The organism is Micromonospora sp. NPDC051196 (assembly GCF_040682415.1).
In the GTDB taxonomy this organism is placed as follows: domain Bacteria; phylum Actinomycetota; class Actinomycetes; order Mycobacteriales; family Micromonosporaceae; genus Micromonospora.
This window is the reverse complement of sequence record NZ_JBFBAY010000007.1, coordinates 210185-228472: the sequence shown is the minus strand read 5'-3', so window position 1 is coordinate 228472 and position 18288 is coordinate 210185. Positions and strand designations below refer to the sequence as shown.

Here is an 18288-nt window from a genome sequence, read left to right as displayed (position 1 = left end):
AGAACGCGATCAGTTCGCGGCGGCGGGCGGGAGAGCTTCGTCGGCGAGATACTCGCGGGTGGGGATGACGACCGGCTCGGGGTGCGCGGCGTCGGCGTACGGGCTGGGCGAATCGGCCACCGCGAACTGGGTTCGGTACAGCTCGGCGTAGAGGCCGCCGACAGCGACCAGTTCCTCGTGACGACCCCGCTCGACGATCCGGCCCCCGTCGAGAACGAGGATCTGATCCGCGTCGCGAACGGTGGACAGCCGGTGCGCGATCACCAGCGCGGTACGCCCGGTCAACGCCACCGACAGCGCCCGCTGCACCGCCGCCTCGCTCTCCGAGTCGAGATGGGCGGTGGCCTCGTCGAGGATGACGATCGACGGTGCCTTGAGCAGCAACCGGGCGATGGCGATGCGCTGCTTCTCCCCGCCCGAGAAGCGGTAGCCGCGCTCGCCCACGGTGGTTTCCAGCCCGTCGGGCAGCGACCGGACCAGATCGGCGACCTGCGCGCCAGCAAGCGCCGCCCACAGTTCGTCGTCGGTGGCGTCGGGCTTGGCGTAGCGCAGATTCTCCGCGATGGTCTCGTGGAACAGGTGGGAGTCCTGGGTGACCACGCCGATCTCGTCCCGCAACGAGCCGAGCGTGGCGTCCCGCACGTCCACTCCACCGATCTGCACCTGCCCGTCGGTGACGTCGTAGATGCGGGAGATCAGCATGGACAGGGTGGACTTGCCGGCACCGGACGGACCGACCAGTGCCACCATCTGGCCCGGCTCGACCTTGAACGACACGCCCTTGAGCACCGGCTCGTTGATCGTACGGTCCAGCGTGGCGACCTCCTCGAGGGAGGCCAGCGAGATCTCCGCCGCGCTCGGGTAGCGGAACCGCACGTCCCGGAACTCCACCGTGCCCGCCCCGTTGGGCACCGGTACCGCGTCGGGCTTCTCGGTGATCGCCGGCTTCAGGTCGAGCACCTCGAAGACCCGGTCGAAGGAGACCAGCGCGCTCATCACGTCGACGCGGACGTTGCTCAACGCGGTCAGCGGACCGTAGAGCCGGGTGAGCAGCAACGCGAGGGTGACCACGGTGCCGGCGCTGACTTCACCGCTGACCGCCAGCCAACCACCGAGACCGTAGGTCAGCGCCTGGGCCAACGAGGCCACCAACATCATCGCCACGAAGAAGGTCCGCGAGTACATCGCCGACTGGATGCCGATGTCGCGTACCCGCTCGGCGCGGCGGGCGAACCGGTCGGCCTCCGCGTCCGGGCGGCCGAAGAGCTTGACCAGCAACGCGCCCGCGACCCCGAACCGCTCGGTCATGGTCGCGTTCATCTTGGCGTCGAGGTTGTACGACTCGCGGGTGATCTCGGCCAGCCGCCGCCCGACCCGGCGGGCCGGAATGATGAACACCGGCAGCAGCACCAGCGACAGCGCGGTGATCTGCCAGGAGAGGGTGAGCATCACCGCAGCGGTGAGCACCAGCTGGATCACGTTGCTGACCACGCCGGACAGCGTCGAGGTGAACGCCCGCTGGGCTCCCAGCACGTCGTTGTTGAGCCGGCTGACCAGCGCGCCGGTCTGGGTACGGGTGAAGAACTGCAACGGCATGCGCTGCACGTGGTCGTAGACCCGGGTACGCAGGTCGAGGATGATGCCTTCGCCGATGCGCGCCGAATACCAGCGTTGGGCCAACGACAGCAGTGCGTCGGCGACGGCCAGCCCGGCGATGAAGAACGCCAGCCGGATCACCACCGCCCCGCCGTCGGGACCGCCCTGGGTGATGGCGTCGATCACGTCACCGGCGAGCAGCGGGGTGGCCACGCCGATCACCGCCGCGACGATCACGGTCAGCAGGAACACGATGATGTCGCGCCGGTAGGGCTGGGCGAACGCCACGATCCGCCGAGCCACACCGCGCTGGAGCCGGTGGGTGGAGATCTCGTCACGGCTGCGCATCGACCGGAGCATGCCCCAACCGCCAGTGGCCATGTGGTTGGACAACCGTTACCTCCGGGTCGTCACGTCAATCGAGTCGTCACGTCAATCTGCCGTCGGGTCGATTCTCCCGATGACTACGACAACCTCGTAAGTAACCCGGAACTTCCCGACCGGTCCTTACTATTCTCCCTGCCCGGTGAGATCGCGTAGCCGCCGGGTCTGCGCCTCCCGCTCGGCCCGCTGCTGCTCGGCGTGGCTACGTCCGGCCGCACCGGCGAGCAGCGCCTTGATCTCCACGACCGCGTTCCGGGCGTTGGCGAGCAGACCTGCGGCGAGGTCGCGGACCGCGTCGTCGAGGTCGGCGTCGGGCACGACGAGGGTGGCCAGGCCGATCCGGTCCGCCTCGGCGGCGTCCATCCGGCGGCCGGTGGCGCAGAGTTCCAACGCCCGGGCGTAGCCGACCAACTCGACCAGGCGTTTGGTGCCGGCCAGATCCGGCACCAGACCGATCGTCACCTCAGCCATGGACAGTTTTGCGTCCGTGGCCAGCACCCGCAGGTCGCAGGCGAGCGCGAGCTGGAAGCCGGCACCGATCGCATGCCCCTGGACAGCGGCGATCGAGATGATGTCCGGCCGATGCAGCCAGGTGAACGCATCCTGGTAGGCGGCGATCTGGTCGGCGCACTCCGACTCGGGTAGCGCGGCCAGTTCGGCGAAGGAATCCGGGCCGGAGGCACCCGCGACCGACAGGTCCAGTCCCGCCGAGAACGCGCGCCCCTCACCACGGAGGATCACGACGCGTACGTCGCCGGGCAGGGCCCGGGAGAATTCGCTCATCGCGCGCCACATCGCCGGGGTCTGCGCGTTGAGCACGTCGGGCCGGCACAGGGTGACTGTGGCTACCGGCCCGTCGCATTCCAGCCGGACCCCGGTCGCCTCGGCGGTCACCGGGCGGCCCGGGTCACGGCGATGATGGGCGCCGTCGATCGACGCGTCACGCCTTCTTACGGCGCCGAGCGCCGCCGCGCTGCCGCAGCTGCACCCCGGACTCGGTGAGCACCCGGTGGATGAACCCGTAGGAACGGCCGGTTGAGGCCGCGAGGGCACGAATGCTCTCTCCCCCGGTGTACCGCTTGACCAGGTCCTTGGCGAGCGTCTGACGCTCGGCTCCGACGATCCGGCGACCCTTCTCAGTGCTGGTGGCTGTGCCCGTGGCTGCCATGCTGTGTCCTCACGTCCCAGACTGTGCGGTTCGGATACGGTCCCACCTATTAGACCGTCTCGAACGATCATGCGCCAGATATCAACTATTCGCCAACCGACACGCTATGCAATGTCAGCTTCCCGATAGGTGACGCTTCCCAGACCCGGCCCAGGTCACCTGGCCGTCGACTCCGAACTCCAGCAATCACGTACCGCAATGATCGACTCACCCTGTGCTCGGCGCGTACCTTGCCAGCCATGCTCGATCTGCTCGGCACCGTGACCGGCGCCACGGTCGTGTTCGCCGCCACCGACATCGACGACATCGTCATCCTGACGCTGTTCTTCGTCGCCGCCCGTACCACCGGGCGCCCCTATACCTGGCAGATCGTCGCCGGCCAGTACCTCGGCATCGGCGCTCTCGTGTTGGCCGCCGGCGTGGTCGCGGCCGGGCTGCTGGTGCTGCCCGACGAGTGGACCGGCCTGCTCGGCCTGCTGCCGATCGCGCTGGGCGTACGCGCACTGCTGGGCCGGGACGAGGAGCAGGCCGCACCGGTGGTCGCCGGCACGCTCGGGGTGGCCGGTGTGACGGTCGCCAACGGTGCCGACAACGTGGCGGTCTACGTGCCGGTGTTCCGCACCCTCGGTCCCGCCGACACCGCCGTGTTCGTGCTGGTCTTCGTGATCCTGATCGCCGCCTGGTGCGCGGCCGGTGCCTGGTTGGGCAACCATCCGCGGGTGGCCCGGTTGGTCGAGCGCACCGGCCGGTGGCTGGTGCCGGTGGTGTTCATCGCCATCGGCGTGCTCATCGTGGCCACCTCCGGCGTCGTCAGCCGCCTGATCGACCTGGCCCGCTGACCGGGTTGTTAAGAAGGGGCCCTTCCTCTACCGGAGGCGTTAAGAAGGGGCCCCTCCTTTCACGCCAGCTCGACGAGTTCGAGGAGGTCGTCGCTCCAGGCGTCCTCGTCGCCGTCGGGCAGCAGGATGGCCCGATCGGGTTTGAGCGCGAGTACCGCGCCCGGGTCGTGGGTGACCAGGACGATCGCACCCGGGTAGCGGGCGATGGCGTCGAGGACCTGCTCCCGGCTGACCGGGTCCAGGTTGTTGGTCGGTTCGTCGAGCAGCAGTACGTTCGCGCCGGAGCAGACCAGGGTGGCCAGGGCGAGTCGGGTCTTCTCCCCACCGGAGAGCACCCCGGCGGGCTTGTCCACGTCCTCACCGGAGAAGAGGAACGCGCCGAGGATCTTGCGCAGCTCGGTGTCGGTCTGCTCGATCGCCGCGGCTCGCATGTTCTCCAGTACGGTCCGCGTCACGTCCAGCGTCTCGTGCTCCTGCGCGTAGTAGCCCAGCCGCAGCCCGTGCCCGGCGTGCACCTCGCCGGTGTCGGGCTCCAGCAGGCCGCCGAGCATCCGCAGCAGCGTCGTCTTGCCGGCACCGTTGAGCCCCAGGATGGCCACCCGGGAACCCCGGTCCACCGCCACGTTGACGTCGGTGAAGATCTCCAAGGAGCCGTACGACTTGGACAGGCCGGTAGCGGTCAGCGGGGTCTTGCCGCACGGGGCCGGCGCGGGGAAGCGAACCTTGGCCACCTTGTCGGAGACGCGTACCTCCTCCAGGCCGGACATCAGCCGCTCGGCCCGGCGGGCCATGTTCTGCGCGGCGACGGTCTTGGTCGCCTTGGCCCGCATCTTGTCCGCCTGGGCCATCAGCGCCCCGGCCTTCTTCTCGGCGTTGGCCCGCTCCCGGCGGCGGCGCCGCTCGTCGGTCTCCCGCGCCTCCAGGTACGCCTTCCAGCCCAGGTTGTAGACGTCGACCACGGACCGGGTGGCGTCGAGGAACCAGACCTTGTTGACCACCGATTCGAGCAGGTCACCGTCGTGGGAGATGACCACCAGCCCGCCCTTGTGGTTGGCGAGGAAGCCGCGCAGCCAGGTGATCGAGTCGGCGTCGAGGTGGTTGGTGGGCTCGTCGAGCAGCAGGATGCCGCCACCGTTGTCACCGGCGTCACGGAACAGGATCCGGGCCAGCTCGATGCGGCGACGTTGACCACCGGAGAGGGTGCCGATGGTCTGGGCCAGGGCCCGGTCGGGCAACCCGAGGTTGGCGCAGATCCGGGCCGCCTCGGCCTCGGCGGCGTACCCACCGAGCGCGGCGAACTGGTCCTCCAGCGCGCCGTAGCGGCGGACCAACTTCTCGTCGCCGCCGTCGGCGAGCTTGGCCTCCAACTCCTGCATGCCGGCCATCAGGGTGTCCAGGCCGCGGGCGGAGAGCACCCGGTCGCGGCCGGTGACCTCAAGATCGCCGGTACGCGGATCCTGCGGCAGATAGCCGACGGGACTGCGCCGGTCGACCTGCCCGGCGTACGGCTGGCCCTCACCGGCCAGCACCTTCAGTGTGGTGGTCTTGCCGGCGCCGTTGCGCCCGACCAGGCCGATCCGGTCGCCGGGTTGCACCCGCAGCGTCGTGTCGGACAGCAGGATCCGGGCGCCGGCGCGCAGTTCCAAGCCGCTGGCAGTGATCATGTCGGGGTACTCGCTCTCGGGATCCGAAGGGCTGACTCAGGGCACACGAAAGCGCCGGCGGATCTGGTGACCCGTCGGCGCGGGGCGTTCAGCCTTCGCAGAGCAGCACGGCGACAAGTGTACCGGGCCCCGGTTGATGGGCACCGGGGATTACCAACCAAGATCGTCGGGTACCGGATCGCCCACCGGAGCCTGTTTCCGGCACCGCGACCACCTCAACTGATCATCGACTGATCGGGGTCACCATGGAGCTGAACGAGAACGCCCGCATCGACACCAGTCAGGTGGACGACCGGCGAGGCAGCGGCGGAGGCGGCGGAGGCGGCGGGCTGGGCATCCCCATCCCGATCGGCGGCGGGCGCGGCGGCATCGTCGGGATCGTCATCGCCGTCCTGGTGGCGCTGGTCGGCGGTGGGTTCGGTCTGAACGCGTTGACCGGCGACGAACAGGGCGACAACACCGCGCTCGAGCAACGCTGCGAGGCACCGAACGCGCTGGAGCACCTGGACTGCCGCAACAACCTGTACGTCAACTCGATCCAGGCGTACTGGCGTACTGCCCTGCCGGAGGCCTTCGGCGAGCAGTACCGCCCGACCCGTACGGTCTTCTTCGACCAGGCCGTCAACACCGCCTGCGGCTCGGCCGGCTCCGGCGTAGGCCCGTTCTACTGCCCGGCCGACTCGCTGGTCTACATCGACCTGAGCTTCTATGAGGTGCTGGCCGGGCAACTCGGCGCCACCGGCGAGTTCGCCCAGCCATACGTGCTGGCCCACGAGTACGGCCACCACGTGCAGAACCTGCTCGGCACCAACGAGCAGGTGCGCCGCGCCCAGCAGCGCGACCCGGGTGCGGCCAACGAGCTGTCCGTACGACTGGAGTTGCAGGCGGACTGCTATGCCGGCGCCTGGGCCAAGAACGCCACCGGCACCGCCGACGACCGAGGTCAGAAGATCTTCACCAGCATCACCGAGCGGGACATCGCCGAGGCCATCGACACCGCCGAGGCGATCGGCGACGACGCCATCTCCGAGCGGGCGAACCGGCCGGTGAACCCGGACGAGTTCACCCACGGCTCCTCGGCCGACCGCAAGCGCTGGTTCAGCCGGGGCTACGAAAGCGGTGACCCGGCCTCGTGCGACACCTTCAGTGGCCAGGTGTAAGAAAGGGGACCCTTTAACCACCGGGTCCCGTTCGGGCTGGTGCGGGCCGAAGCGAGGTTGTTACCCTACGTTGCCGGATGACCCTCCAATGTAGTCGGCCCATTCGTCGGTCCGCCAGGGAGCCGCCATGCCTTCGACCGAGCACCGGCCCACCGTCATCTCCCGCCGTTCCAGCAAAATCGCCGCCGCCCTTCTGGCCACGGCCGTCGCGGTCGCCGCGGCGGTGCCCGCCTCCGCCGCAGCAGGCCCGCTGCCGTTCAGGTACCAGGCTGTCGACCTCGGCTTCTACGCCCACCCCTCCCTCCTGGCTCTCAACGAACGGGGACAGGTCGTCGGCACCGACGCCGGCAGCCGCATCAGCTTCATCTGGCACGCGGGGCGGGGAAAGCTGCTGCCCCTGCCCGCCGACGTCCATCGGTTCTCGGTCCGGGACATCAACAGCGCGGGCGTGGTGGCCGGCAGCGTCACCAACATGTGGGGCGGCGATCAGGCGGCGCTCTGGCGTGACGGCCAGGTGATCAGGCTGGCGGCGCTCGGCGACGAGGAGAGTTACGCCCTCTCCATCAACGACTCGGGGGCGGTGGCCGGCTACAGCCGAGCACCGGACTGGCCGGACAACACCTTCCTGATGCGGCGGGGCGAGACGATCAGGGTGCAGCGCAACAACATGTACCACGGCAGTCCGGCGTTGCTGAACAACCGGGGCGACCTCGCGGTCAATTACGTGACCGAGAACTGGTACCAGATTTGCGACTGCTTCGGTGGCCGCTGGCGCAACGGGGTGCTCACCCCGCTGGGCACCCTCGGTGGGCCGAGCTGGAATTCGCCCACGGATATCAACAACCGGGGCGAGATCGTCGGCTACTCGCACAACGCGGATCGGACGTTGCGGGCTTACCTGTGGCGTGACGGGGCGATCCGCGACCTCGGCACGCTGGGTGGCAGCGTCAGCGAGGCGACGGGGATCAATGACCTCGGCGAGATCGTCGGCCACGCCGACGGCGCCGACGGCGCGTCGCACCCCTTTCTCTGGCGGCATGGCCGGATGACCGACCTGACCAGCCTCGGGCTGCGCGCCACCGACCGGGTCGTCGACATCAACGGTCGGGGGCAGATCGTCGGCGTACGCGACGGCCGGGCGACCCTCTTCGTCCGTTCCTGAGCGTCGCACGAGCCGGCTGTCCGGTCGCCGTATCGAAACCGCACTGACCCCCCTGAGCAGCTGACGCTCAGGGCGGTCAGGCGGGGTCGCGGACGAGGATGCGGACTGCACGGGCGGCGGTAGCCGCGTCCTGCAGCACCGCGTATCGGGGCTCGGGAACGTCGAGCAGCCGCTCGGCGCGCAACGCGGCCAGCGGGGCGAGTCTGCGGTCAGCGAGGATCCCGTCCACCGTCCGCCGGTCACCGCCGACGACCAGCGCGGCCAGGCGGTCGACCTCCGGCAGCAGCAACCGCACCGCAAGCTCCGCCGCCTCGGCCAGGGCCGCCTTCGCCTGGTTGTCCCGGCGGCGAGCGAACCGCTGCTGCGACCAGCCACCCGCGGCGGTACGCCCCTGCACGTACCGGGTGTCCACCTTGTGCACCGGTAGCCGCTCCCCCTCGGCGATGCCGACCGCCACCGCGCTCTTGCGGGCCAGCAGCAGCCCGATCCGGCGGGACGCCACGGCCTGGGCGACGAAGGCCTCCAGGTCCTCGGTGGCGGGTGCTCCCGGTGGGGTGTGCAGTTCGGCGGTGGCGCCGTCCGGCGCCGACAGCAGCAGGCCGTACTCCTCGATTCCGATGGTCGGCTGGCCGTGTCGCTCGGCGAAGCCGGCGACCCAGCGCGCGACGCGGGCCGGGTCGACCTCGACCCACCGGCCACCTCCGGCGGCGGGTCGGCTGCTCATGCCTCGACCGTACGACACCGCGCGGCGGCCCCGGCAGGCGGGACGGCCTCGGCCGCTGAGGCACGCCGAACTCCGCGCCGGGTGCCGGCGTGACAGCCCTGGTCTCCTGCCGAACGGGCTGGGGACGCCGACCGGGAAACGGAACGCGGGAGGACACCTGAGGTGGTGTCCTCCCGCGTCAGTCAACCGTCGGTCAGTGCACCGTCAGGTTGCCGCCGGTCAGGTTGACCTCGCCGGTCCCCGCACCCGTCCAGTCGGACGAGAAGAGCAGGACGCCGCCCTGCCACAGGGTCAGCCCGACGGAGTCGTTACGACCGGGGGCACCCCGGTCGGTAACGGTCGCCGCCAGGGTCAGACCGCTGGCCACCAGCTTGCCCTTGCTGTCGTAGAGGCTGGCCTGGTAGCGCAGGTCGGCCCGGTTGCCCGCGGAGGTGATCCCGCCGCCGGTGACCGTGGTGGCCTTGATCTGGTAGGTCTTGCCACCGGAACGGAACTCGATGTCGGCCTTGCCCGAGGCGGCCTTCTTGCTCGTGGCCGGCTTGGCGTTCAGCTCCACCGAGACCTTCGAGTTCCGGTCGGCCGGGTAGGCGCCGGCGGACCGACCGGCGGTGAAGTGGCCACCACCGGTGAGGAAACCGCCGTCGGAGACGGCCACCCGCACCGTGGCGGTGGTGCTGCCGGTGTAGTGGCCGCCGACCGTCGCGGTGACCGTGTGGGTGCCCGCCGGCAGGGTGGCCGTGCAGGCCGCCGAGCCGGTGGTGATGGCCGTGCCGAGCAGGCCCACCGTGGCGGTGCAGAGGGTCGCACCGTTCGCGGTGAAGGTGACCGTGGCGTTGCGCAGGTCACCGGCGGTGGTGTCGGTCGCCGACGGGAGCACCGAGCTGTCCCGCAGGACGGTCCGCAGCAGCGCGCTGCCGGCGGCACCGTTGGTCACGGTGCTCACCAGGGTGTCCCCGGCCCAGGTGGCTGCCGCGTTCTCCGGGGCCACCCGGATGGTGAACGCGGTGCTGCCGACCAGGCCGGAGCCGTCGGTCACGGTGACGGTGACCGGGTAGTCGCCCGGGGCCGCCACGGTGGTGCCGGTGACCGTCCAGCTCCGGGTACCGGGCCGGGTGTCCGTACCGGAGGTGGTCCCCACGGTCAGTACCAGACCGGCCGGCAGGCCGGTGGCGGACGCGACCAGCGCCGAGCCGGCGGTGTCGCCGTCGGTCGCCCGGACCGTCACCGTGGACGAGAGCGCGTCGCTGTACTGGACGCTGACCCCGCCCGCCGGGGCGTCGTCGGACACCTCGGGAGCGGACCGGATGGTGAACTCGGCGTCGTTGACGGCGAAGAAGACGTTGCCGACCGCCTCGACCTTGATCCGGGCCTTGTCGGTGGCCACGTTCGGCAGGTTCACCGTCGCGGTACCGGTGTTCGGGGTGCTCTCGGCCAGCACGTACGGGAAGGTCTCGCCACCGTTGACCGAGAGCGTGATCTTCACGTTGCCGGCGTTCACCGGCGCCGCGTCGGTGCCGGCGACGTCCCAGGTCACGGTCTGCGCCGAGCCGCCGTCGACGGTGGTGGCGGCGGCCTGCGAGGTGACCAGGAACGGCCCGGCGTCCGGAGCCAGCGTCAGTGCGACGTTGGCGCTGCCGATGCCGCCACCGCCGAGGCGACCGTCACGGGCGGTGAGCTTGAAGTTCAGCGTACGGTCGTTGTTGAAGCCGACCCAGTCGCGGGTGGGCAGGAACTCCGAGTAGCAGTCCAGGATCTCCGGCGGGACGTTCGAGGCGCTACCGCTGGTCGGCGGGGCCGGAGCGGTCGGGCAGGCACCAGTCTTGGCGTTGGTGTTGCCCACCAGGATCTGCTTCATGTCCGGAAAGACCCGGGTGGAGTTCGTGGTCACCGCGTTCTGGCCCGGCGAGTGGTACTTCAGCGCGTCCTCCGGGGACACCCACGCCGGCTCGCCGAAGACCCGGAACAGCGGGCCGTTGGTCTTGGTGTTGTTCATCAGCGCGGTACCGGCGCTGCCGCCCCGGTCGTTCTGCTCCCACAGGTAGGTGAGTGTGTCACCGTCGACGTCGGTGGCGCTGCCGGTGAGGGCGAACGGGGTACGCACCGGGATGGTGACGTTGGCCGGCACGGTGACCACGGGAGCGTGGTTGGCGGTCTGCTCGACCAGGTACCCACCGTTGTCGATGGCACCACCCTTGGCGGTCTCGCCGACGAAGCCGGTGACCTCGTTGAGGTTGGTCAGGGTGAGCGGGGCGACGTTGGTGGCGGCCAGGGCGCCGGTGAAGGTGACCTGGAAGCCGGTGTCGTTGAGCGTGCCGCTGCCACCGAAGGCGGCCACGTTGACCGTGGCCCCCACCGGCCAACCGGCGATGGACTCGATCGCCGCCTTGATCCCGGCGGTGGTGTAGTTGACCCCGCGCACGATCGGCGCCGAGTCGACGCCACCGTAGTTGACGGTGAACGAGTCGCCGTTGGTGTCGAAGTCGACCAGCGACACCGTCTGCACCTCGTTGATCGCCGGCCGGTTCGCGGTCACGAAGTTCGTGATCTCGGTGAAGGTGCGGTGCGACCAGTACGGGTCGGTGTGCGGCTGGAGGTTGTCCTGCCGGCAGATGCCGGCGTACGCCATGATCGACGAACCGCTGCCCGGCTCGTACGAGTTGGCCGCGCTGCGGTTGCCGCCGGAGCAGTTGTGCTGGTTGCCGTTGAAGGTGTGGTTGCCGGCGAACTGGTGACCGATCTCGTGTGCCACGTAGTCGACCGCGAAGTAGTCACCGACCGGGTTCGGCAGACCGGTGCAGCCACGGGCCTTGCCGTCGCCGCCGACCACGCCGAGACCGGCGATACCGCCGCCGCTGAGACCGAGGCCGATGTGGCCGACGTCGTAATTACTGGCGCCGATGATCTGGCCGAGCACGATCCGGTTGCGGTTCAACAGGCCGCTGCTGCACCCGGCGACCTGGGCCGGGGTGTAGCACGGCGCCGAGCCGCACGGGCCGTTCGGCTCGGTGGCCAGGGCCGGGGTGTTCAGGTTGGTCTTGTCGGTGTCGTTGACCAGGACCAGCCGGATCGCCGTCTCGTCCTCGTAGATCTGGTTCACCCGGTTGATCAACGTCACCTTCGCCGCGGTCACGTTCTCCGCACCGAAGTAGTTGGCGTACGTCGGGTCGGTGATGAACGCGAGGCGGTAGGTGCGCAGGTTCACCCGCGGGCCGGCCACCGGCTCGTCGAGCGCCTCGTGGATCTCGTCGTGCAGGGCGTGGGCCGCCGTCTCGACGTCCTCCCGCTCGACGAAGTCGCCGTGCCGGTCCTCCAGGTCCCGGGCGAAGTAGCTCGCGTACAGGCTCTGGTCGCGCTCGTAGAAGGGGTCGATGTACCAGGCACCGTCGGCCGAGCGGATCGACGCGTGGAAGCCGAGTGGCGTCAGGTCCGCCCGGATCGTCGCGGTCGGGTCGTCCAGGCCCTTACCCGCGTACGTGTTGATCTCCGGATGCATGGCGGCCAGGCCAGCCTCCATCACCGGCGACTTGACCAGCTCGAAGCGCTGGAAGGTGCCATCCGGCGCGGGCAGCGACACCACCTTCTTGAGCTGGCGCAACGCCCGGCGGTTCTCCGTCGGGGCCTGGTCCAGCACGCCCTTGATGCCGGCACGGTCGAGAGTGTAGGCACTGAGCCGGTTCGCCTTGATCGCGGCCGCTCGGCCGGACTTGGTCGCGGCGGGCTTGCCGTCTACCTTGTGCCACGGCCCGTCGGCGGAGGGGGCGGCACCAGCGGCCGTCGGTGCCGCCAGGACCGGCAGCATCGCTGCGGTCAACGCGGTTACCAGGATGGTGGCCAGTCGACCACGGCGTGACCGGCCGTGGATCGACCGACCACCCGATGGGTGGGCGAGGGGGGTCCTCAAGTCAGCTCCCTGTTGATGGAGGGGTGAGACCGACCACGCCTGCCCGGGTCTGCGGGACAGCCGTGGATGATCTACGGATCTGACAGCACCCTAGGCCGACAGCCGATGCGGGACATCCCCTGAACAGGGAAAGAACTACTGGACTGCGGCCGGACAGTCGATCTGCGACGGTCGCGGACCACAATCGTCGCGCCAGGACTGTCCGAAGTGGAGCGTTTGGGTCGATCAACCGCTGACGAGGGTCGCGACGGCGAGTGCGCCGATGATGGCGCTCGACAGGAGAGCGGTCACCAGACGGCCACGGTCGCTGATGAGCACCTGCCCAACCATCGTGCCACCGGCGGCGATCAGCAGCTGCCAGCTGGCGGAGGCGAGGAACACCCCGAGGGTGAACAGTGCCGCCAGGGCGATCCCCGAACCGCCGAGGTCCACCCGACCCAGCACCAGCGCCGTGAAGTAGACGACGGTGGCCGGATTGAGCAGGGTCAGGGCGAGGATCCCGGCGAACGCCCGGATCGGGGTCTCCAGGCCCCGTCGCGCCGCCCGTGGGCCGTCGTCCCGACCCTCGACGCCTGCTTCCGGACGCGCCGCGCCGCGAGGCCGCAGGGCCCGCCAGGCCCCGTACCCGGCCAGGCCCAACAGCACCGCCGCCGCGATCAGCCGTAGCGGCGTGGCGAGCGGCGCCAGCCAACCGGCGACGACGGCCCCGCCGAACGCCGCTACCCCGGCGTAGATCCCGTCGGCGGTGGCCACCCCGAGCGCGGCGGACGCACCGACCCGGAACGAGGTCCGCGCGGCGAGCCCGAGGATGAGTACGGCGATCGCGCCGACCGGGATGGCGACACCGTAGCCGGCGACCAGGCCGGCCAGGAACGCGCCGGTCATGATGGTCGACAGTGGATCGAGACAGCGCCCGCCGGCCACTGCTGTCGGCGCGCGACGATGGTCACGGCGACAGGGGACGGCTCAATCGGGAACGCCTCGCACACGCGCCCATCCTGCGTCAGCCGCCCCAGCCAGGCCAGCGGATTACCCGGTGGCGACCTCAACAGCCCGCGACCTGGCAGCAGAAAGCGCCCGGAGCACCGACCGAGGCCGGACTCCGGGCGCCTGTTGCGACGAGTCAGACGTTGAAGCCGAGGGAACGGAGCTGGTCCCGACCCTCGTCGGTGATCTTGTCCGGTCCCCACGGCGGCAGCCAGACCCAGTTGATCCGGATGTCGTTGACCAGGCCGCCACCCGGGCCGGTGGTCAGCGCCTGACGGGTCTGGTCCTCGATCACGTCGGTGAGCGGGCAGGCCGCCGAGGTCAGCGTCATGTCCAGGGTGGCCACGTTCTCGTCGTCGATGTGCACCCCGTACACCAGGCCCAGGTCGACCACGTTGATGCCCAGCTCCGGGTCGACGACGTCCTTCATCGCCTCCTCGACGTCTGCCACGGCCGCCTTGCCGCCGGCCGCCGGCGTCGCCGTGCTGTCGGGGGTCGCGGCGGCGTCGGTCGCCACGGCGCCCGATTCCGGCGTGCTGGTTTCCTCGGTCATGCCTTCACCTCCGTCGGGCTCGCGCCCACACCGGCGCGTGCCGCGGCGTCCTTGAACGCCATCCACGGCAACAACGCGCACTTGACCCGGGCGGGATAGCGGGCGACACCCTCGAACGCCACCCCGTCACCGAGCACCTCCTCGTCCGGCGTGACCTGGCCACGGCCGGACATCAGCGCCACGAACGCCTCGTGCACCTCGAACGCCGCCGCCGCATCCCGGCCGGTCAGCAGTTCGTGCAGCACACTGGCCGACGCCTGGCTGATCGAGCAGCCCATGCCGTCGTACGACACGTCGTGCAGCACCTCGCCGTCGGTGGCCACCCGCACGGTCACCTCGTCGCCACAGGTGGGGTTGACGTGGTGCGCCTCGGCCACCCGGTCGGCCGGGTCGGCGGCGTCGCGCAGCCCGCGCCCGTGCGGGTGCTTGTAGTGGTCCAGGATGATCTCCTGGTAAAGAGACTCAAGCTGCATCAGGCTGGACTCCCGTCGATTCGCCGGGCCTGCGTCGCTGGGTTCAACGGAACACCTTCCGCACCTGTTCCAGGCCCGCCACCAGGGCGTCGATCTCCTCCGTGGTGGTGTAGAGGTAGAACGAGGCCCGGGTCATCGCCGGCACCCCGAAGCGGGTGCAGACCGGCCGGGCGCAGTGGTGACCCACCCGCACCTGCACACCGAGGGAGTCGAGCACCTGCCCGACGTCGTGCGGATGCACGTCGCCGAGGGCGAAGGAGATCGTGCCACCCCGACCGACCGGCACCTCCGGGCCGAAGATCCGCAGGTCGGGCACGCTACCCAGGGCGTCCAGGGCGTACGCGGTCAACTGCTTCTCGTGCCACTGGATCGCCCGCATGTCGAGGCCGGTGAGGTAGTCCACCGCCGCACCAAGCGCGACCGCCTCGGCGATCGGCGGGGTGCCCGCCTCGAACCGGGCCGGCGGTGCGGCGAACGTCGAGCCGGCCATCGTCACCGTCTCGATCATCGAGCCGCCACCGAGCACCGGCGGCATCGCGGCGAGCAGTTCCGCCCGTCCCCACAGCACCCCGATGCCGGTCGGGCCGCACATCTTGTGCCCGGTGAAGACGATGAAGTCGGCGTCCAGGTCGACCACGTCGATCGGCATGTGCGGCACCGACTGCGAGCAGTCCCACAGCAGCAGCGCGCCCACCTCACGGACCCGCTCGGTGATCCGCGAGGTGGCGTTGACCGTGCCCAGGATGTTGGACATGTGCACCAGCGAGACGATCTTCGTCCGCTCGGTGACCAGATCCGTCAGCCCCGACTCGTCCAGCCGGCCGGAGTCGGTGACCGGGAACCAGCGCAGCGTCGCGCCGGTGCGCTCGGCCAGCAACTGCCACGGCACGATGTTCGAGTGGTGCTCCATCTCGGAGATGACGATCTCGTCACCCGGGCCGAGCCGGAACCGAGGGTCGGCGTCCGCGCGCAGCGAGGCGTTGGAGAAGGCGTACGCCACGATGTTGATCGCCTCGGTGGAGTTCTTGGTGAACACCACCTCGTCGACGCTGGGCGCGTTGACGAAGCCGGCGACCTTCGCCCGAGCCGCCTCGTATCCCTCGGTGGCCTCGGTGCCCAGTGTGTGCACCGACCGGGACACGTTGGCGTTGTGCCGCTCGTAGTGCTCGCGCAGCACGTCGAGCACCTGACGCGGCTTGTGCGAGGTGTTGGCGCTGTCGAGGTAGACCAGCGGATGGCCGTTGATCTCCCGACCCAGGATCGGGAAGTCGGCGCGTACCGCCGCCACGTCGAAGCGCGGTACGTCGTCGTACTGCGGCATCCCCGGCGGGATCGCGATGGTGGTCATCGTCGTGACCAGCCTTTCCTTGGAGGTCAGGCCCGCGCCGAACCGGCCCCGGCCACGTACCGCTCGTAGCCTTCTTCCTCGAGCTTGTCGGCCAGCTCCGGGCCGCCCTGCTCGACGATCCGGCCGGCCACGAAGACGTGCACGAAGTCCGGCTTGATGTAGCGCAGGATCCGGGTGTAGTGGGTGATCAGCAGCAGGCCGGTGTCGCCGGTGTCGCGCACCCGGTTCACGCCCTCGCTGACCACGCGCAGCGCGTCGACGTCCAGGCCGGAGTCGGTCTCGTCGAGGATGGCGATCTTCGGCTTGAGCAGCTCCAGCTGCACGATCTCGTGCCGCTTCTTCTCACCACCGGAGAAGCCCTCGTTGACGTTGCGCTGGGCGAAGGCCGGGTCCATGTGCAGGCGCTCCATCGCCCCGCGCAGCTCACCGCCCCAGGTACGCAGCTTCGGCGCCTCGCCGTCGATCGCGGTCTTGGCGGTACGCAGGAAGTTCGCCACCGACACGCCCGGTACCTCGACCGGGTACTGCATGGCCAGGAAGAGACCGGCGCGGGCCCGCTCGTCGACGGAGAGTTCCAGCACGTCGACGCCGTCAAGAGTCACCGAGCCGCCGGTGATCTCGTACTTCGGGTGCCCGGCGATCGAGTACGCCAGGGTCGACTTGCCGGAGCCGTTCGGGCCCATGATGGCGTGGGTCTCACCGGAGCGGACGGTCAGGTCGACACCGGCCAGGATCGGCTTGAGCTCACCCTCGGGCAGCTTGACCGACACCTGCAGGTCACGGATCTCCAGGGTGCTCATTATCGGGTCACTCCATTGCTCGGCAGCGGACGGCCGTCGCCGTCCACGGAAAGGTAGATGTCGCCGTCACGTACTTCGACGGAATAGACAGGAACGGGTTCGGTGGCGGGCAGCCCGGTCGGCTCACCGGTACGCAGGTCGAAACGGGACCCGTGCAGCCAGCACTCCAGCGTGCAGCCCTCGACCTCGCCCTCGGAGAGCGCCACGGCAGCGTGCGAGCACTCGTCGTGCACGGCGTAGAACTGGTCGTCCTCGCCGTGCACCAGCGCGACCTGGGTGCCTCCGACGTCGGCGCTGATCGCGGTGCCCTTCGGCACGTCCTCGACGGCACAGATCGGGATCATCAGGCGCCGGCCTTGGCCAGTCGTGCCTCGATGGTCCCGCCGATCCGCTCGCGCAGCTCCTCGACCGGGATCTTGTTGAGCAGCTCGGCGAAGAAACCGCGCACCACCAGCCGGCGGGCCTCGGCCTCCGGGATGCCCCGGGCCATCAGGTAGAACAGCTGCTCGTCGTCGAAGCGGCCGGTGGCGCTGGCATGGCCGGCGCCGGCGATCTCGCCGGTCTCGATCTCCAGGTTCGGTACGGAATCCGCCCGCGCGCCGTCGCTGAGCAGCAGGTTCCGGTTGATCTCGTACGTGTCGGTGCCGGTGGCCTCGGCGCGGATCAGCACGTCGCCGACCCAGACGGTGCGGGCGCTGTCACCCTGCAACGCGCCCCGGTAGCCGACGTAGCTGCGGCAGTCCGGCACGGTGTGGTCGACCAGCTGGCGGTGCTCCAGGTGCTGGCCGGAGTCGGCGAAGTAGACGCCGTACAGCTCGGCCTCGCCGCCCCGGCCGGTGTACTCGACCGTGGTGTGCTGCCGGACCAGGTCCCCGCCGAGGGTGACCTGGACGTGCAGCACCCGCGCGTCACGACCCAGCTTCACCTTCAGGTGCTGCGCCTGCACCGCCTCGTCGGCCCAGTCGGCGACGGTGACCAGGGTCAGCTTCGCCCCGTCGCCGACGGAGACCTCCACGTTGTCGGCGAGCGTCGCCGAGCCCACGTGCTCCAGCACCAGGATCGCCTCGGCGAACCGGCCCACCTCGACGAAGGTGTGCCCGAAGGCCAGGCCCTCGTTGCCCTCGCCGACCACCCGCAGGACGGTCGGGCCGCTGACCACCGCGTCCTGGGCCACCCGCACCAGCAGCGCCTGCTCGGCGCCGCCGTAGGCCAGCGCGCTGACCCGGTCGAACGGGGTGAGCACGCTACCGACCCGCTTGTCGTCGCGGCCGATCCGCTCCACCGTCACGCCCTCGGGCAGCTCGGCGTACTCGTGCCGGATCGTGCCGGTGGCGACGCGGTCGGCGCCGACCAACCCACGCAGCCGCTTGAGCGGAGTGAAGCGCCACTCCTCCTCCAGGCCGGTGAGGGCCGGGAAGTCGGCGACGTCGTACGAGCGCAGCGCCTGCGACTTGGTGGTCGGCGGCGCGGAAGCCTGGATAGTCATCTCGTCCTTGGTCTGTTCTTGCGACGACGGTGAAGGTGCTGGG

At 70.1% G+C, this 18288-nt stretch carries 16 protein-coding genes; 3 read left to right on the top strand and 13 right to left on the bottom strand.

What is annotated here, in order from left to right:
- Window positions 1–9: 9 nt before the first annotated feature.
- From AB0M35_RS16450 to AB0M35_RS16440, 3 genes are all read right to left on the bottom strand, one after another.
- Window positions 10–1977, bottom strand: a complete 1968-nt coding sequence (locus tag AB0M35_RS16450) for an ABC transporter ATP-binding protein (protein WP_363746216.1) — start codon at window positions 1975–1977, stop codon at window positions 10–12.
- Between the two features lie 129 nt (window positions 1978–2106).
- Entirely contained in the window at window positions 2107–2874 is a 768-nt protein-coding gene (locus AB0M35_RS16445; RefSeq protein WP_363746046.1) for an enoyl-CoA hydratase/isomerase family protein, read from the bottom strand.
- 46 nt (window positions 2875–2920) lie between these two features.
- Window positions 2921–3148 carry a helix-turn-helix domain-containing protein gene (locus tag AB0M35_RS16440; protein ID WP_007072022.1) on the bottom strand — a complete coding sequence of 76 codons (228 nt, stop codon included), beginning with the start codon at window positions 3146–3148 and terminating at the stop codon, window positions 2921–2923.
- Window positions 3149–3387: 239 nt separating this feature from the next.
- On the opposite strand from AB0M35_RS16440, the gene AB0M35_RS16435 reads away from it, so the two are divergent.
- Window positions 3388–3987 (top strand): cadmium resistance transporter, encoded by a 600-nt coding sequence (locus tag AB0M35_RS16435; protein ID WP_363746044.1) that lies wholly within the window; start codon window positions 3388–3390, stop codon window positions 3985–3987.
- 59 nt (window positions 3988–4046) lie between these two features.
- Here the strand turns inward: AB0M35_RS16435 and AB0M35_RS16430 are convergent, their stop codons facing one another.
- Entirely contained in the window at window positions 4047–5651 is a 1605-nt protein-coding gene (locus tag AB0M35_RS16430) for an ABC-F family ATP-binding cassette domain-containing protein (RefSeq protein WP_363746042.1), read from the bottom strand.
- A gap of 245 nt (window positions 5652–5896) precedes the next feature.
- Here AB0M35_RS16430 and AB0M35_RS16425 point away from each other — a divergent pair, with 245 nt between their 5' ends.
- Complete coding sequence (locus AB0M35_RS16425) at window positions 5897–6811, top strand: neutral zinc metallopeptidase (protein WP_363746040.1); 915 nt, start codon at window positions 5897–5899, stop codon at window positions 6809–6811.
- 127 nt (window positions 6812–6938) lie between these two features.
- On the top strand, window positions 6939–7973 hold the full coding sequence (locus AB0M35_RS16420) for a hypothetical protein (protein ID WP_363746038.1): 1035 nt from the start codon (window positions 6939–6941) through the stop codon (window positions 7971–7973).
- A gap of 76 nt (window positions 7974–8049) precedes the next feature.
- Here AB0M35_RS16420 and AB0M35_RS16415 read toward each other — a convergent pair whose 3' ends face one another.
- The 9 genes from AB0M35_RS16415 to sufD all read right to left on the bottom strand — a co-directional run bounded on the left by AB0M35_RS16415 (window position 8050) and on the right by sufD (window position 18245).
- Complete coding sequence (locus AB0M35_RS16415; RefSeq protein WP_363746036.1) at window positions 8050–8697, bottom strand: acVLRF1 family peptidyl-tRNA hydrolase; 648 nt, start codon at window positions 8695–8697, stop codon at window positions 8050–8052.
- Between the two features lie 193 nt (window positions 8698–8890).
- On the bottom strand, window positions 8891–12598 hold the full coding sequence (locus AB0M35_RS16410; protein ID WP_363746034.1) for a M12 family metallo-peptidase: 3708 nt from the start codon (window positions 12596–12598) through the stop codon (window positions 8891–8893).
- Between the two features lie 225 nt (window positions 12599–12823).
- On the bottom strand, window positions 12824–13495 hold the full coding sequence (locus AB0M35_RS16405) for a LysE family transporter (RefSeq protein WP_363746214.1): 672 nt from the start codon (window positions 13493–13495) through the stop codon (window positions 12824–12826).
- A gap of 226 nt (window positions 13496–13721) precedes the next feature.
- Window positions 13722–14138 (bottom strand): metal-sulfur cluster assembly factor, encoded by a 417-nt coding sequence (locus tag AB0M35_RS16400; protein ID WP_363746032.1) that lies wholly within the window; start codon window positions 14136–14138, stop codon window positions 13722–13724.
- Window positions 14135–14611: a Fe-S cluster assembly sulfur transfer protein SufU gene (gene sufU / locus AB0M35_RS16395; RefSeq protein WP_363746030.1), complete on the bottom strand. Its 477-nt coding sequence runs from the start codon at window positions 14609–14611 to the stop codon at window positions 14135–14137. Before sufU ends, AB0M35_RS16400 begins: the two co-directional genes overlap by 4 nt.
- A 43-nt stretch (window positions 14612–14654) precedes the next feature.
- Window positions 14655–15959, bottom strand: a complete 1305-nt coding sequence (locus tag AB0M35_RS16390; protein ID WP_363746028.1) for a cysteine desulfurase — start codon at window positions 15957–15959, stop codon at window positions 14655–14657.
- Between the two features lie 26 nt (window positions 15960–15985).
- The gene (gene sufC, locus AB0M35_RS16385) at window positions 15986–16759 is read right to left on the bottom strand and encodes a Fe-S cluster assembly ATPase SufC (protein WP_363746026.1); all 774 of its coding nucleotides are present in this window, start codon (window positions 16757–16759) and stop codon (window positions 15986–15988) included.
- Window positions 16759–17103 carry a non-heme iron oxygenase ferredoxin subunit gene (locus AB0M35_RS16380; protein WP_363746024.1) on the bottom strand — a complete coding sequence of 115 codons (345 nt, stop codon included), beginning with the start codon at window positions 17101–17103 and terminating at the stop codon, window positions 16759–16761. The genes sufC and AB0M35_RS16380 overlap by 1 nt, the downstream gene beginning before the upstream one ends.
- Window positions 17103–18245 (bottom strand): Fe-S cluster assembly protein SufD, encoded by a 1143-nt coding sequence (gene sufD / locus AB0M35_RS16375; protein ID WP_363746022.1) that lies wholly within the window; start codon window positions 18243–18245, stop codon window positions 17103–17105. Before sufD ends, AB0M35_RS16380 begins: the two co-directional genes overlap by 1 nt.
- Window positions 18246–18288 lie beyond the last annotated feature (43 nt).